Origin of the sequence: Escherichia sp. Lx600-2 (assembly GCF_036662595.1) — a bacterium.
Lineage (GTDB): Bacteria > Pseudomonadota > Gammaproteobacteria > Enterobacterales > Enterobacteriaceae > Escherichia > Escherichia coli.
Genome location: NZ_JAYQWM010000035.1, coordinates 15,279 through 28,094, shown reverse-complemented (window position 1 = coordinate 28,094; position 12,816 = coordinate 15,279). Strand labels below are relative to the sequence as shown.

Below are 12,816 nucleotides of genomic sequence, written 5' to 3'. Positions count from 1 at the left end.
GCGGATAAGGTGATGAACACATCAGATTTCCTGGTGTAACGAATTTTTTAAGTGCTTCTTGCTTAAGCAAGTTTCATCCCGACCCCCTCAGGGTCGGGATTTTTTTATTGTGCATTCAACGATTCACTTCAGAGACGCTGAAGTCATGAATATCCAGTTCGAAGGCATCCGCCAATTCACGCCATGTATGATATTCACGTCCATCGACGCTAACGTGTTCAGAATCGTTCTGGCTGCGATGAACTTCGCTTTCGCTAATTTCATTGATCGCCGCCAGCAGGGCATCGACATCGACGCTGACCTCACGTTTTGCGGTATCGCTGTACTCTTTTGCGGTTTTCATCATCTTTCCTCGCAACCGTTACTCTGTTGTTGCCGCCAGTCGTTAAGTCCGCCTGGCATCTTTTAAGTATAGACCGTCGAGAAAATCAGCACTCGCGCGCGCCTGGCGCTGCCAGAAAAACGAAATTGTTCTACACTGGCACAAAGCCACAGGAGGAAAACGATGAAGGTGAATGATCGGGTAACAGTCAAAACGGATGGCGGTCCGCGTCGTCCTGGCGTGGTACTGGCAGTTGAGGAGTTTAGTGAAGGCACAATGTACCTGGTTTCGCTGGAAGACTACCCGCTCGGCATCTGGTTCTTTAATGAAGCAGGGCATCAGGACGGTATCTTTGTGGAGAAAGCAGAGTAATCTTATTCAGCCTGACTGGTGGGAAACCACCAGTCAGAATGTGTTAGCGCATGTTGACAAAAATACCATTAGTCACATTATCCGTCAGTCGGACGACATGGTAGATAACCTGTTTATTATGCGTTTTGATCTTACGTTTAATATTACCTTTATGCGATGAAACGGTCTTGGCTTTGATATTCATTTGGTCAGAGATTTGAATGGTTCCCTGACCTGCCATCCACATTCGCAACATACTCGATTCGGTTCGGCTCAATGATAACGTCGGCATATTTAAAAAAGAGGTTATCGTTGTCTCTTTTTTCAGAATATCGCCAAGGATATCGTCGAGAGATTCCGGTTTAATCGATTTAGAACTGATCAATAAATTTTTTCTGACCAATAGATATTCATCAAAATGAACATTGGCAATTGCCATAAAAACGATAAATAACGTATTGGGATGTTGATTAATGATGTGCTTGATGTGCTGACTGTTAGAAGCATCATGGATGAAACAGTCCTCATTAATAAACACCACTGAAGGGCGCTGTGAATCACAAGCTATGGCAAGGTCATCAACGGTTTCAATGTCGTTGATTTCTCTTTTTTTAACCCCTCTACTCAACAGATACCCGGTTAAACCTAGTCGGGTGTAACTACATAAATCCATAATAATCGTTGACATGGCATACCCTCACTCAATGCGTAACGATAATTCCCCTTACCTGAATATTTCATCATGACTAAACGGAACAACATGGGTCACCTAATGCGCCACTCTCGCGATTTTTCAGGCGGACTTACTATCCCGTAAAGTGTTGTATAATTTGCCTGGAATTGTCTTAAAGTAAAGTAAATGTTGCGATATGTGAGTGAGCTTAAAACAAATATTTCGCTGCAGGAGTATCCTGGAAGATGTTCGTAGGCATTATTTTTCGGATAATCCTTAGGATAACATGATAAACGTTACGGAATTATATTAATGGCAATTCACTAATAATATCAGCCAGCAAATTAAAAATTTCACTGAATAAATGTTCGCAAAAAGGCGCAATTAACGGCATTAATGCCGCCATTAAAGAGATACCGACAGTCAGAGTTAATGGAAATCCAATAACAAAAATGGATAATTGCGGGGCCATACGATTAAGTAAGCCTAATGCCAGATTCAGGGTCAGCAGCAGAGTAATGAGCGGTAATGCCAGCATCAGCCCGTTAAGGAAAATCAAACTCCCTGCTTTGGTGAGTGCCAGAAACGCATTGCTGTTCAACGGTTCGCCACCAATCGGCAGGGTGTGAAAGGTATCGACTAGCAGTGAAATCAACCATAAATGACCGTTAAATGTCAGGAACAGCAGTAACGCCAGCATATCCATGATACGCGCTAAAACGGGCATATTAAGATGGCTGGCCGGATCGACAAATGTCGCAAATGACAGCCCCATTTGCAGACCGATAATTTCGCCAGCGGTTCGCACAGCGGCAAAGGCAAATTGCATGGTAAAACCAAGCGCAATACCGATCAGGATCTGCTGTACGGCCAGCCACAGAGCAAAGAACGAAAAAACAGGAACATCGTTGGCAGGTAATGATGGGGCAATGGCGAACGTGATCATCATTGCCAGCCCCAGTTTTACCCGTTTCGGCACGCTGCGTTCGCTCAGAATTGGTGCGGTGGAGATCAGCGCCAGCACGCGCAGTAACGGCCAGAAGTACAGGCTTAACCAGGATAGCCATTGTTCGCTTGTCACCTGCAACATAGTACGGCTACCCGATGATATACGGCAGGTTAGTGAACAAGGTGCGGACGTAATCCAGCAACAGATTGAGCATCCACGGTCCGGCAATAATAATGGCGATAAATACGGCGATGATTTTCGGAATAAACGACAGCGTCATTTCGTTAATCTGCGTGGCGGCCTGCAAAATACTGATGATAAGGCCCGTGACCAACGCTACCAACAATAGCGGGGCAGCCAGTGCCAGCGCGACTTTCATCGCTTCAGTCCCCATCATCATGACCGATTCAGGTGTCATTTTGCCTCTCTAGCTGTAAAAGCTCTGCGCCAGCGAACCGACAAGCAATTGCCAGCCATCCACCAGTACAAACAGCATCAGTTTAAAGGGCAGAGCAATGGTGGCGGGGGGAACCATCATCATCCCCAATGCCATCAACACGCTGGCTATCACCAGGTCGATAATCAAAAAAGGGATGAAAATCGTGAAGCCTATCTGAAATGCGGTTTTCAACTCGCTGGTCACGTAGGCCGGGAGCAAAATGCGCATCGGCACGGCTTCAGGTCCCTGCAACGGGCCGGTATTCGCCAGTCTGGCAAACAACCCTAAATCTGCCTCACGGGTCTGACGCAGCATAAACTCACGCAGCGGCTGCGCCCCTTTTTCCAGCGCCTCCTGCATTGATATTTTCTCTTCGCTGAATGGCTGGTACGCATCGACATAAATTTTGTCGATCACCGGTGACATAATAAAAAAGGTCAAAAACAGTGCCAGCCCCAGCAATACCTGGTTAGGTGGCGCGGAGGGTGTTCCCAGCGCGTTACGCAATAAACCAAAAACAATGATGATGCGGGTGAAACTGGTCATCATCAGTAAAATTGCCGGAATAAACGTCAACGAGGTGATGAACACCAGCGTCTGCACCGGGAGCGACCAGCTTTGTCCACCGCCAGGCAGCGGCTGGCTGGTGATACCCGGCAGTTGCGCGAAGGCGAGGGGCGTAATCAGCCAGAGAAGGACAGGTGCGACAGACAATAAACGACGCATCAGGATCTCCCGCTACGCTTAAGCAAATTTTTCATGACCGACTGAAAATCGGTCTGCGGTATCTCTTCCGTTGGTGCAGGAGGGGGAAGTTTATGCAGCAGATTGATTTGCCCTGCGGTAACGCCGAGCACCAGCCGTGCATCATCCACATCGACCACCACAACCCGTTCACGCGCGCCCAGCGAAGCACTGGCGCTAATTTTCAGACCGTTAACGCCTGTGCGCTTAGGGGCAAATCCCAACCGTTTTACCAGCCAGGCAGCAGCGAGGATCAGGGCAATAATGGCGATGAGTGCGCCGCTCACCTGCAGCAGTGGCGCAGCAGAAACCGGCGCGGAAGATTGCACAGTAGCGTGGTTATTCATCACTAACGGCTCAGGCGGCGCATTCGCTCAGACGGAGTAATGATATCGGTGATCCGCACGCCATATTTATCGGCAACGACCACCACTTCGCCCTGGGCGATTAAATAACCGTTGATCAGAATATCCAGTGGTTCGCCCGCCAGACCGTCCAGCGCCACGACGGACCCTTGCGTCAGACGCAACAGCTCTTTGATGGTCATCCGCGTACGGCCCAGCTCGACGGTCAGCTTGACCGGAATATCCATTATCAGGTCGATATCCTGCAACGTTCCGCTGACATCACCACCGCCAAATTGCTGGAACACCGAGTCGGCAGCGCTTTTGCTGCTGGTTGATTTTTGTTCGCTCAACGCTTCAGCCCACAGATCGTCCATTGCGCCGTTGTTGTCATCGGCCGGATTATTCATGTCACTCATTTGGGCTGTTCCTCGTTCAGAGAATTTAAAATCGGGTTAATCAAATGTTCTATCCGTAACGCATACTGACCGTTGAGGGTGCCGTACTGACTGGTCAGCACCGGGACGCCGTCAACATGGGCGATGATGCGATCGGGTTTTTCTATCGGCAGGACGTCACCGGGTTTCAGTTTTAAAATCTGCGACAGGCGTAGCGAGATATCGGCAAAGTTGGCGACCAGCTCCAGCTGTGAATGCTGCACCTGGCGCACCAGGTTATCGCGCCAGTTCTGATCTTCATTACGCGAGTTTTCCAGCGGCGGGTTAACCAACAATTCCCGTAGCGGCTCGATCATGCTGAAAGGCAGGCAGATATTAAATTCGCCGGTCAGGTTGCCAATCTCCACATGGAACGGCGTGTTAACCACAATGTCGTTCGGCGAGGTGGTGATATTGGTAAATTTCACCTGCATTTCCGAACGCACGTACTCAACTTCCAGCGGATTAATCGCCTTCCATGCGTCGCTATAGCCTTCAAGCGCCAGTTTCAACATGCGGTTGATGACGCGCTGTTCGGTATGGGTAAACTCGCGACCTTCCACTTTGGTCGGGAAGCGTCCATCGCCGCCAAACAGGTTATCCACGGCGATAAACACCAGACTCGGCGAGAACACCACCAGCCCTGTGCCGCGCAGCGGTTTCAGATGGATAAGGTTCAGGTTGGTCGGCACCGGCAGGTTGCGGGCAAATTCATGGTACGGCTGAATGCGGATGGCCCCGACGGTTATATCCGGGCTACGACGCAGCAGGTTGAACAGCCCCATACGAAAATGGCGGGCAAAGCGCTCATTAATGATTTCCAGCGCCTGCAAACGTTCGCGCACAACCCGTCGTTGGGTATTCGGATCGTACGGACGAATGTCACTTTCGCCGCTAACACTGGCTGTCGGTTCGTCTTTGACTTCGCTGTCGCCATTCAACAGCGCATCAATTTCAGCTTGAGAAAGAATACTATCGCCCATGTCGTTATCGCAGAATAAAAGCGGTATACAGCACGTCGGTGACATCCTGTTTCGGTTGCCCGGCAACAAGCGGGGTGGAAAGCGTGGTTTTAATCTCGGCAATCAGGTTTTTCTTGCCTTCTTCTGTCGCCAGTACGGCAGCATCCTGACGCGAAAACAGTAACAGCAAACGGCTACGGACTTCCGGCAAATACTCACTCAGCCGCGAGCGGGTAGCTTCATCTTTCAGGCGCAGGGTTATGCCGATATAAAGCACGCGATCCGCATCGCCCAAATTGACCGTGAAGGTATCCAGCGCGTAGAAGACCGGTGAGGGCACGACGCGTTGCTGCGCTTTGTCGTCAGCGGCAACCTGATGCGAATGCCAGTAGCTGTAACCTGCGCTGGCACAGGCCGCGAGGGTAATGAATACCAGAATCGGGATCCAAAGCGATCGCTTGCTTTTCTTGCTTATCGCGTAATCAGTCATGTGTTGCGGTCTTCCTGTGTCGCTACTGCTTATCGGCTAATTATCCTGCGTCTTGAGCGCAACAAAGCGGGGAAAAGACGCGGATTACGGTGCTACCTCTGACGTTAGGCGAAAATATCAACGCCGCTGTTGCCTGTTACACGCCCTTGTAAAGAGACGGGAACCGGAAGCGTATCGTCGTCTTCCCCCGCCAGAGGTTCACGGTTTACTGTGCGTTGGCTTTGCTGTTGTTGGGAAGCGGCCTGCTGCTGACTACTAAAGCTTTCGCCACTGATGTTGCTTTGCCCTAACTGAATGCCACTTTCGGCCAGCTGCGTACGCAGTACCGGCAGCGCTGCTTCCAGGGCGGCGCGTACGTGCTGATGCGGTGAAACCATCTGGATTTGCGCCTGGTTATCATCCACTTTGAGGGAGATTTGCACTTCACCTAAATCCTGCGGGTGCAGACGCAACTCTGCACTTTGTTGCCCCTGGCGGGTGAACAGCGAAATATGCTGGCTTAATGATTGTTGCCATTCGTGAGAACCCAGCGGTGCACTCAAGACAGGCGCGGCGACGGTGGGCAGTGGCTGTGTCTGGTGTGGAGTGATTAGCGGGCTGGCGGCAGCGGTCACCGGTGAAGGTGTGCTGATGACTTCCGCTTTACTCTGGGCTTCTGCTACCAGCGGTGTTAATGGCTGAGCTGGCGTGCCGGGGGCGTCATCAGGCTGTGCTGTTGTGAGTTGCGCAGAAGTCAGTTTAGTGAAGAGCGTTGGTTTCTCTGCCGGTAACACGGTTGACGGCACATCAGTCACTTTGGGCGTATTGTCAAAACCCGGCAACATCGCAAAAAGGGCGCTCAGGCTTGCGGTGACGTCTTCATTCAGATCATCCGCTTTTTCGTCTTTTGTCGTATTTTTGTCAGCCACCGCAGCCAACGTCATCGTCTGAGCGGTGGTTAACGGTGTTGATGTGGATTGTTCGTCGTTGATGACAGGCAGTGTTTCATCCACGGGGATCAGTAAATCCGCTTGTTGCGCGTCGGAAACAATATCGCTGATCAGCGGCTCGCCTTTTGTCGTGGGTTTATCTGTTGCCACCAGCACCTGGGGGGCCGCTTTGTCGGTAGTTGTCTCGCCTGCTAATGCTTCGCTCAACAACGCGAGAAAATCTTGTGCAGTATCGCTGGCTTTGCCGCCAGGCAATGTGGTGGTGTCAACGTCGGCGGTAATCAAGGGCGCTAAGCGAATCATTCAGGTTTCCTCATGGCGGCGCGCTGGGCGAACTCATCCATCTTTTTCTGATCGAGGCGGTTTTCTGCAAGCAGTGCCGCCGTGGATTGCCGTTCCTGCAGTGTCTGCCAGGCCTGCAAACGTTGTTTCTTTTCTCGCCAGCTGTTCAGGGCAATGTCAACTTTCTGCGTCCACTGATTAAGTTGCTGGCGATGCTGAGTAATGGCTTTTTCCAGCGTCTGGATAAACTGCTGATAGTTGATCCAGCGGTTGCTGGTCATCCCGGCACTCATATCGCTGTTGAGGTTATTGCGATATTCATTCTGATAATCGATCAGCATTTTGAGCTGTTCTTCCGCCTGCTGACACCCGCGACGCATTTCACCCAGCAGGCGCGCGGCATCCTCTACCTCTTTTTCTGCCAGATCTTTCAGGGTCGCCAGCGCGCCATGTTCTGCCATCTGCCGTTATCTCCTGGGTTATGACACTGTCGGGAAAATACGCTCCAGCCCCTGGAGAGACGCTTCCCAGTCCGCACGTTCAAAAATGCCTTGTTGTAAATAGCCCTCCAGCTGCGGCCACAGGGCGATGGCTTTATCGAGCATCGGATCGCTGCCTTTGGCATACGCGCCGACGCTAACCAGATCGCGGTTACGCTGAAAACTCGACAACAGCTGTTTAAAGGTGCGCACTCGCGCGTAATGTTGCTCACTGATCAACGCCGTCATTGCGCGGCTGATCGACGCTTCAATATCGATAGCCGGATAGTGCCCGGCTTCCGCCAGTCGGCGAGACAGCACAATGTGACCGTCGAGGATCGCCCGCGCGGAGTCGGCAATCGGATCCTGCTGGTCATCGCCCTCGGTGAGCACGGTATAAAACGCGGTAATCGATCCGCCGCCGCTAATGCCATTTCCGGCACGCTCGACCAGTGCCGGTAATTTGGCAAACACCGACGGTGGATAACCTTTGGTGGCGGGTGGTTCGCCAATCGCCAGCGCAATTTCACGCTGGGCCATCGCGTAGCGGGTGAGGGAGTCCATAATCAGCAACACATGCTGACCACGATCGCGAAAATCTTCGGCAATGCGCGTGGCATAGGCGGCACCCTGCATTCGCAGGAGCGGAGAAACATCCGCCGGAGCGGCAATCACCACTGATCGTGCACGCCCTTCGGCACCGAGGATATTCTCAATAAAATCTTTTACTTCGCGCCCACGTTCACCAATCAAACCCACGACAATGACATCGGCGCGGGTGTAACGTGCCATCATCCCCAGCAGCACACTTTTACCAACGCCGGACCCGGCAAACAGCCCCATACGCTGCCCACGCCCAACGGTAAGCAGGGCATTGATTGGGCGCACGCCGGTGTCCAGCACATGTTCAATCGGTGTACGTTGCAACGGGTTAAATGGCGGGGTAATCAGCGCACCGGTTTCCGTCGTATCGGGGGAGGGCAGGCCATCGAGCGGTTTACCGCTGCCGTCCAGAACGCGACCTAATAACGCCGGACCGAGCGGCAACTGCTTGCCGCTTTGCAGTCCTTCAGCCGAAATGTTTTTGGCATAAACCCGCGCGCCGGGCAGGACACCTTCGACTTCCTCCAGCGGCATTAAAAACAGCCGTTGACCGTTAAAGCCAACGACTTCGCTTTCTACTTCGTACGTTTCGCTGCCGTTCTGGCGTTCAATGACACAGGTTGCGCCGAGCGGCAATTGTAATCCGGTGGCTTCCAGCACCAGCCCGGTAGCGCGGGTTAATCGCCCGTAGCGACGTACCGCAGGCAACTGCGCCATTTTGGCTTCAAAGTTATCCAGCGTGGTTAGCCAGCGAGTCAGGCGCGTGGTCATTACACCACTCCTGGTGCTGCCAGACGGCAGAGTTCTTGCCAGCGAGTGGCGACACTGGCGTCGAGATCGCCTTCATCGGCGGAGACTTTACAGCCGCCAGGATGGAGGGTGGGATCGCCCCGCAAGCGCCAGCCATGCAAACTTAAGGTTGCGCCGAGCATATCATCCACACGTTGCAGGTCATCCGGATGCACGCGCAGCTGTGGTTTACCGCTGAATAACGGTTCTTGCTGCAACAGCTGTTGGATCTGTTTGATCAATGCCGAGTTATCCACCGTTGGCGTCTGACCGATCACCTGACGTGCCGCCTCCAGCGCCATCTGCATCAGGCGCGAAGCAATCACACTATCAAGCGCATCAAGGGTAGTTTGAAATTCGCTGACCAGTTGCTGCATCCGGGCATGAATTGGCGCTTGTTGAGACTTCGCCTCTGCCAGACCTTGCTCCAGCCCCCGGGCCAGTCCTTCCTGATAGCCCTGCTCATGACCTTGCTGGCGACCTTCGGCAATCCCCGCCTGATAACCTTGCTCATGGGCCTGCATTTGCAGTTGCGCCAGTTGCTGCTCAAGGCTGGGTTCGGCCTCTTCAATGATGGTTTCTTCCGGCTCGACCATGGGCACAAACTCTGCCTGTGGTGGCGCGAGATCGTCCGGCGTCCAGGTTTTCCACGGCAGATTATCAGACATAGGTATCCTCGCCGCTGCCAATTACCATCTCGCCAGTTTCGGCAAGGCGGCGCACAATCAGCAGAATCGCTTTCTGTTCGTTTTCCACCTGCGACAGACGCACCGGACCACGGTTGGCGAGATCGTCGCGCAGAATATCGGCGGCACGCTGCGACATATTGCGCAGGAATTTCTCGCGCAGTGGCTGCTCGGCCCCTTTCAGCGCGATCAACAGCGATTCGGAATCCACTTCCTGCAACAGACGCTGAATGCTGCGATCGTCGACATCCACCAGATTCTCGAACAGGAACATCTCGTCGATGATTTTCTGCGCCAGCTCGCCGTCGAATTCACGCACGGCGGTAATAACGGCTTCTTCCTGCTGAGTTTTCATCAGGTTGATAATTTCGGCTGCCGTTCTCACGCCGCCCATTTTGCTGCGCTTGAGATTCTGACCGTCGAGCAAGCCATTCAGTACTTCGGTCAGTTCCGCCAGCGCGGCTGGCTGCACGCCGCCAAAGGTGGCGATACGCAACATCACGTCGTGGCGCAGACGTTCATCGAACAACGCCAGAATATCGGCGGCCTGGGCGCGCTTCAGATGCACCAGAATGGTGGCGATAATTTGCGGATGCTCATCGCGAATCAGATCGGCGGCGCTCTGTGGCTCCATAAAGTTGAGCGTTTCAATACCGCTGGCGGTATCGCGAGTTTCGAGAATATCTTCCAGCAGGCTGGCGGCACGTTCTTCACCCAGAGCTTTGACCAATACCGAACGCAGATAATCGTTGGCGTTGATATTCAGTGCGGCAAACTGTTCAGCTTCTTGCTCAAACTCCGCCAGCACATCGGTTAGCTGCTTGTTGGAGATCTGCGTGACGTTCGCCATTGCAGCGCTCAGGGTTTGCACCTCGCGCTGGGAGAGGTGCTTGAACACCTCTGCCGCCCGGTCTTCGCCAATGGTCATCAGCAGGATGACGCTTTTATCGGTGCCTGTCAGGTTACTCATGATCGTTATTTATCCACTGGCGAATGACCAGCGCCACCACGCGCGGATCGTTATCAGACATTTCACGGATACGCTGGCTCATGACTTCTGCCCCCAGTCGTTGGTTAGCGCGCCGTTGTTGTAGTTGTTCGTCTTTGCTCAGGCGGACTTCCACCGCATCTTCCACTTCCTCGCGGGCCTGCGCCTGTTGCTGTACAGCTTTCATCGCCTCAACGCGACGTGTTAGCTGCGGACGTACCGCTTTCCGCCACAGCAGCCACGCCACTAGCAGTACCAGCAACCAGCGACCGGCAGCAAGTAACTGATCGATAAACGCTTGCTGTTGCCAGAATGGCAGTTCTCCGCCGCTTTCGTCACTGCTATTGAACGGCGAGTTAACGACATTGAGCGAATCACCGCGTTTTTCAGAAAAGCCCATCGCCTCGCGGGTCAGATCTTCAATTTGCTTCATCTGTTCGTTGCTGAGAGGCAACGGTTTGCCATCTGGCAAGGTTTTGTAATTCACCACAACCGCGACTGACAGACGTTGCACATCGCCCACGTTCATTTTGGTATGACGAATGGTGCGATCGACTTCGTAGTTACTGGTTTCATTCCGCTGTGTGCTACGCGGCCCACTATTGCTGGTGGTGCTCGCCTGCTGCTGGCGGTTATTTTGATTTGCCGGAGGCGTGCTGATTGGCGCGTTATTCGCAGGTGCCGGTTGATTCGACAACGCCCCCGGTACGCCGCCCGGATAACCGGAACCGCTTTGCTCGCTCTCATTAAGCTGGCGTGAACGAAGCGCCGCCTGAGATTCATCACCATTAGGGCGATACTGTTCTTCCGTTTGTTCTTTACTGGCGAAGTCCAGCTGCGCCGTAACCTGGGCGTGAATATTACCGTTGCCGACAATAGGCGACAGGATCGCTTCAATACGCCGCTGAATACGGCCTTCGACATCGCTGGCATATTTCAACTGAGCGTCATTAAGATCGCGCCCGCTGGTGTTGGACTGGGTTAACAGATGTCCGCCCTGATCCACCAGCGTGACGTTCCCCGGCGGCAGACCAGCCACCGCGCTGGAAACCAGATGCACAATGGCGCTAATTTGCCCTTCATCGAGTGCGCGGCCGGGTAACAGATTTACCGTCACCGATGCAGAAGGGGATTTTTGCTCACGGACGAATAAAGACGGTTTCGGCATTGCCAGATGTACGCGCGCCCCTTTTACCGGGCCGATAGTTTCGATGGTACGAGAAAGCTCGCCTTCCAGCGCCCGCTGATAATTCACCTGTTCGCTGAACTGGCTGATACCAAACTTTTCCTGATCGAGTAGTTCGAAACCGACCGCGCCGCCTTTGGGCAAACCTTGTTGCGCCAGGCGCAGGCGCAGCTCGTGAACTTTATCTGCCGGAACTTCAATAGCGCCGCTGGCTTCGCTGAAGCGGTAAGGAATATTCATTTGCGTCAGTTGGCTGACAATTGCGCCACCATCCTGATCGGAAAGATTGCTGAATAATGTGCGGTAGTCGGGGGCTTTCGCCCACAGGATCAGTGCGACCATGACCGCCACTGCCGCGGAACCGGCAACAATCAATGGAATTTTCGGATTCGCACGCAGGCGATTAAGCCACTCAAGAGATTTTGTCTGGGCTGCAGTCGCATTCATCGCGCACCTCGTGGCTGATTATGGACGGCGTTATTGGCAAAGTGGAACAAGACTCACTCCCGGGTCAGCAAACTCGAAAAATTGACGCTCCCATTATTTGTGCTTTCGTTTTTTTCTATCCGCCAATAAACCCGTTTTTTTGTTGCTATTTAGCGCCTTTGTCTTATTGACTTACTGGTAGGCTTTGCTACCAGAAATTATCCGGGAGATGAAAATGTCAGCGATACAGGGGATTGAAGGGGTTATCAGCCAGTTACAGGCTACGGCGATGAGTGTGCGTGCGCAGGAATCACTGCCGCAACCGACCATTAGTTTTGCCGGGCAGCTGCACGCCGCGCTCGATCGCATAAGCGATACACAAACAGCCGCCCGCACGCAGGCAGAAAAATTCACTCTCGGTGAACCCGGCGTGGCGTTAAACGATGTGATGACCGATATGCAAAAAGCCTCAGTTTCTATGCAAATGGGGATTCAGGTGCGTAATAAGCTGGTGGCGGCGTATCAGGAAGTGATGAGCATGCAGGTGTAGGTTTTGTAACCTGTTGTTGATTACATCCGATCTCACCGCGTGGGGCATGGATGAGGCAAACTCACTCATTTTCTGGTTTAAAATGGATACCTGATCCTGAACGTTTTCTGCCATCCACGATCCGTATACGCGATACCCCCCTGAACATCAGAGCGTCTCCTTTAACACACATCACCACGTCGGATGT

General features: G+C 52.9%; 17 protein-coding genes. 2 read left to right on the top strand and 15 right to left on the bottom strand.

Annotation, left to right across the window (positions count from 1 at the left end; genetic code table 11):
* Nucleotides 1-115 precede the first annotated feature (115 nt).
* Nucleotides 116-343 (bottom strand): peroxide/acid resistance protein YodD, encoded by a 228-nt coding sequence (gene yodD / locus OQV04_RS14135; protein ID WP_000844800.1) that lies wholly within the window; start codon nucleotides 341-343, stop codon nucleotides 116-118.
* Nucleotides 344-505: 162 nt separating this feature from the next.
* Between yodD and dsrB the strand changes: the two genes are divergently transcribed.
* The gene (gene dsrB, locus OQV04_RS14130) at nucleotides 506-694 is read left to right on the top strand and encodes a protein DsrB (protein ID WP_000867217.1); all 189 of its coding nucleotides are present in this window, start codon (nucleotides 506-508) and stop codon (nucleotides 692-694) included.
* A 43-nt stretch (nucleotides 695-737) separates the two neighbouring features.
* On the opposite strand, the gene rcsA is transcribed toward dsrB, so the two are convergent.
* From rcsA to fliF, 14 genes are all read right to left on the bottom strand, one after another.
* Nucleotides 738-1,361 carry a transcriptional regulator RcsA gene (gene rcsA / locus OQV04_RS14125; RefSeq protein ID WP_000103987.1) on the bottom strand — a complete coding sequence of 208 codons (624 nt, stop codon included), beginning with the start codon at nucleotides 1,359-1,361 and terminating at the stop codon, nucleotides 738-740.
* Nucleotides 1,362-1,650: 289 nt separating this feature from the next.
* A complete protein-coding gene (fliR, locus tag OQV04_RS14120; RefSeq protein WP_000942326.1) occupies nucleotides 1,651-2,436 on the bottom strand; it encodes a flagellar biosynthetic protein FliR in 786 nt (261 codons plus the stop codon).
* A gap of 7 nt (nucleotides 2,437-2,443) precedes the next feature.
* The gene (fliQ, locus tag OQV04_RS14115) at nucleotides 2,444-2,713 is read right to left on the bottom strand and encodes a flagellar biosynthesis protein FliQ (protein ID WP_000187358.1); all 270 of its coding nucleotides are present in this window, start codon (nucleotides 2,711-2,713) and stop codon (nucleotides 2,444-2,446) included.
* Nucleotides 2,714-2,722: 9 nt separating this feature from the next.
* Complete coding sequence (fliP, locus tag OQV04_RS14110; RefSeq protein WP_001253441.1) at nucleotides 2,723-3,460, bottom strand: flagellar type III secretion system pore protein FliP; 738 nt, start codon at nucleotides 3,458-3,460, stop codon at nucleotides 2,723-2,725.
* Nucleotides 3,460-3,825, bottom strand: coding sequence for a flagellar biosynthetic protein FliO (gene fliO, locus OQV04_RS14105; protein ID WP_247806598.1), 366 nt, complete (start codon nucleotides 3,823-3,825; stop codon nucleotides 3,460-3,462). Before fliO ends, fliP begins: the two co-directional genes overlap by 1 nt.
* 2 nt (nucleotides 3,826-3,827) lie before the next feature.
* Nucleotides 3,828-4,241 carry a flagellar motor switch protein FliN gene (gene fliN / locus OQV04_RS14100; protein ID WP_032281079.1) on the bottom strand — a complete coding sequence of 138 codons (414 nt, stop codon included), beginning with the start codon at nucleotides 4,239-4,241 and terminating at the stop codon, nucleotides 3,828-3,830.
* Nucleotides 4,238-5,242, bottom strand: coding sequence for a flagellar motor switch protein FliM (gene fliM / locus OQV04_RS14095; protein WP_001295641.1), 1,005 nt, complete (start codon nucleotides 5,240-5,242; stop codon nucleotides 4,238-4,240). Before fliM ends, fliN begins: the two co-directional genes overlap by 4 nt.
* Before the next feature lie 4 nt (nucleotides 5,243-5,246).
* Nucleotides 5,247-5,711: a flagellar basal body-associated protein FliL gene (gene fliL, locus OQV04_RS14090; protein WP_000133106.1), complete on the bottom strand. Its 465-nt coding sequence runs from the start codon at nucleotides 5,709-5,711 to the stop codon at nucleotides 5,247-5,249.
* A gap of 104 nt (nucleotides 5,712-5,815) precedes the next feature.
* Complete coding sequence (locus tag OQV04_RS14085) at nucleotides 5,816-6,943, bottom strand: flagellar hook-length control protein FliK (protein WP_032281078.1); 1,128 nt, start codon at nucleotides 6,941-6,943, stop codon at nucleotides 5,816-5,818.
* Nucleotides 6,940-7,383 (bottom strand): flagellar export protein FliJ, encoded by a 444-nt coding sequence (gene fliJ, locus OQV04_RS14080; RefSeq protein ID WP_000807584.1) that lies wholly within the window; start codon nucleotides 7,381-7,383, stop codon nucleotides 6,940-6,942. Before fliJ ends, OQV04_RS14085 begins: the two co-directional genes overlap by 4 nt.
* A gap of 18 nt (nucleotides 7,384-7,401) precedes the next feature.
* Nucleotides 7,402-8,775: a flagellar protein export ATPase FliI gene (gene fliI / locus OQV04_RS14075; RefSeq protein ID WP_032281077.1), complete on the bottom strand. Its 1,374-nt coding sequence runs from the start codon at nucleotides 8,773-8,775 to the stop codon at nucleotides 7,402-7,404.
* Entirely contained in the window at nucleotides 8,775-9,461 is a 687-nt protein-coding gene (gene fliH, locus OQV04_RS14070) for a flagellar assembly protein FliH (protein WP_001282706.1), read from the bottom strand. Before fliH ends, fliI begins: the two co-directional genes overlap by 1 nt.
* On the bottom strand, nucleotides 9,454-10,449 hold the full coding sequence (gene fliG, locus OQV04_RS14065) for a flagellar motor switch protein FliG (RefSeq protein ID WP_000067950.1): 996 nt from the start codon (nucleotides 10,447-10,449) through the stop codon (nucleotides 9,454-9,456). The genes fliH and fliG overlap by 8 nt, the downstream gene beginning before the upstream one ends.
* The gene (fliF, locus tag OQV04_RS14060) at nucleotides 10,442-12,100 is read right to left on the bottom strand and encodes a flagellar basal-body MS-ring/collar protein FliF (RefSeq protein ID WP_021571083.1); all 1,659 of its coding nucleotides are present in this window, start codon (nucleotides 12,098-12,100) and stop codon (nucleotides 10,442-10,444) included. Before fliF ends, fliG begins: the two co-directional genes overlap by 8 nt.
* A gap of 214 nt (nucleotides 12,101-12,314) precedes the next feature.
* Here fliF and fliE point away from each other — a divergent pair, with 214 nt between their 5' ends.
* On the top strand, nucleotides 12,315-12,629 hold the full coding sequence (fliE, locus tag OQV04_RS14055) for a flagellar hook-basal body complex protein FliE (protein ID WP_032281095.1): 315 nt from the start codon (nucleotides 12,315-12,317) through the stop codon (nucleotides 12,627-12,629).
* Nucleotides 12,630-12,816: the final 187 nt, after the last annotated feature.

What these genes read in the sequence shown, in the direction of transcription:
- OQV04_RS14085 (WP_032281078.1), bottom strand. Translation starts at nt 6,943, where the DNA reads ATGATTCGCTTAGCGCCCTTGATTACCGCCGACGTTGACACCACCACA.
- fliF (WP_021571083.1), bottom strand. Translation starts at nt 12,100, where the DNA reads ATGAATGCGACTGCAGCCCAGACAAAATCTCTTGAGTGGCTTAATCGC.
- fliE (WP_032281095.1), top strand. Translation starts at nt 12,315, where the DNA reads ATGTCAGCGATACAGGGGATTGAAGGGGTTATCAGCCAGTTACAGGCT.
- fliI (WP_032281077.1), bottom strand. Translation starts at nt 8,775, where the DNA reads ATGACCACGCGCCTGACTCGCTGGCTAACCACGCTGGATAACTTTGAA.
- fliP (WP_001253441.1), bottom strand. Translation starts at nt 3,460, where the DNA reads ATGCGTCGTTTATTGTCTGTCGCACCTGTCCTTCTCTGGCTGATTACG.
- dsrB (WP_000867217.1), top strand. Translation starts at nt 506, where the DNA reads ATGAAGGTGAATGATCGGGTAACAGTCAAAACGGATGGCGGTCCGCGT.
- fliH (WP_001282706.1), bottom strand. Translation starts at nt 9,461, where the DNA reads ATGTCTGATAATCTGCCGTGGAAAACCTGGACGCCGGACGATCTCGCG.
- fliG (WP_000067950.1), bottom strand. Translation starts at nt 10,449, where the DNA reads ATGAGTAACCTGACAGGCACCGATAAAAGCGTCATCCTGCTGATGACC.
- fliN (WP_032281079.1), bottom strand. Translation starts at nt 4,241, where the DNA reads ATGAGTGACATGAATAATCCGGCCGATGACAACAACGGCGCAATGGAC.
- fliR (WP_000942326.1), bottom strand. Translation starts at nt 2,436, where the DNA reads ATGTTGCAGGTGACAAGCGAACAATGGCTATCCTGGTTAAGCCTGTAC.
- fliO (WP_247806598.1), bottom strand. Translation starts at nt 3,825, where the DNA reads ATGAATAACCACGCTACTGTGCAATCTTCCGCGCCGGTTTCTGCTGCG.
- fliJ (WP_000807584.1), bottom strand. Translation starts at nt 7,383, where the DNA reads ATGGCAGAACATGGCGCGCTGGCGACCCTGAAAGATCTGGCAGAAAAA.
- yodD (WP_000844800.1), bottom strand. Translation starts at nt 343, where the DNA reads ATGAAAACCGCAAAAGAGTACAGCGATACCGCAAAACGTGAGGTCAGC.
- fliQ (WP_000187358.1), bottom strand. Translation starts at nt 2,713, where the DNA reads ATGACACCTGAATCGGTCATGATGATGGGGACTGAAGCGATGAAAGTC.
- rcsA (WP_000103987.1), bottom strand. Translation starts at nt 1,361, where the DNA reads ATGTCAACGATTATTATGGATTTATGTAGTTACACCCGACTAGGTTTA.
- fliL (WP_000133106.1), bottom strand. Translation starts at nt 5,711, where the DNA reads ATGACTGATTACGCGATAAGCAAGAAAAGCAAGCGATCGCTTTGGATC.
- fliM (WP_001295641.1), bottom strand. Translation starts at nt 5,242, where the DNA reads ATGGGCGATAGTATTCTTTCTCAAGCTGAAATTGATGCGCTGTTGAAT.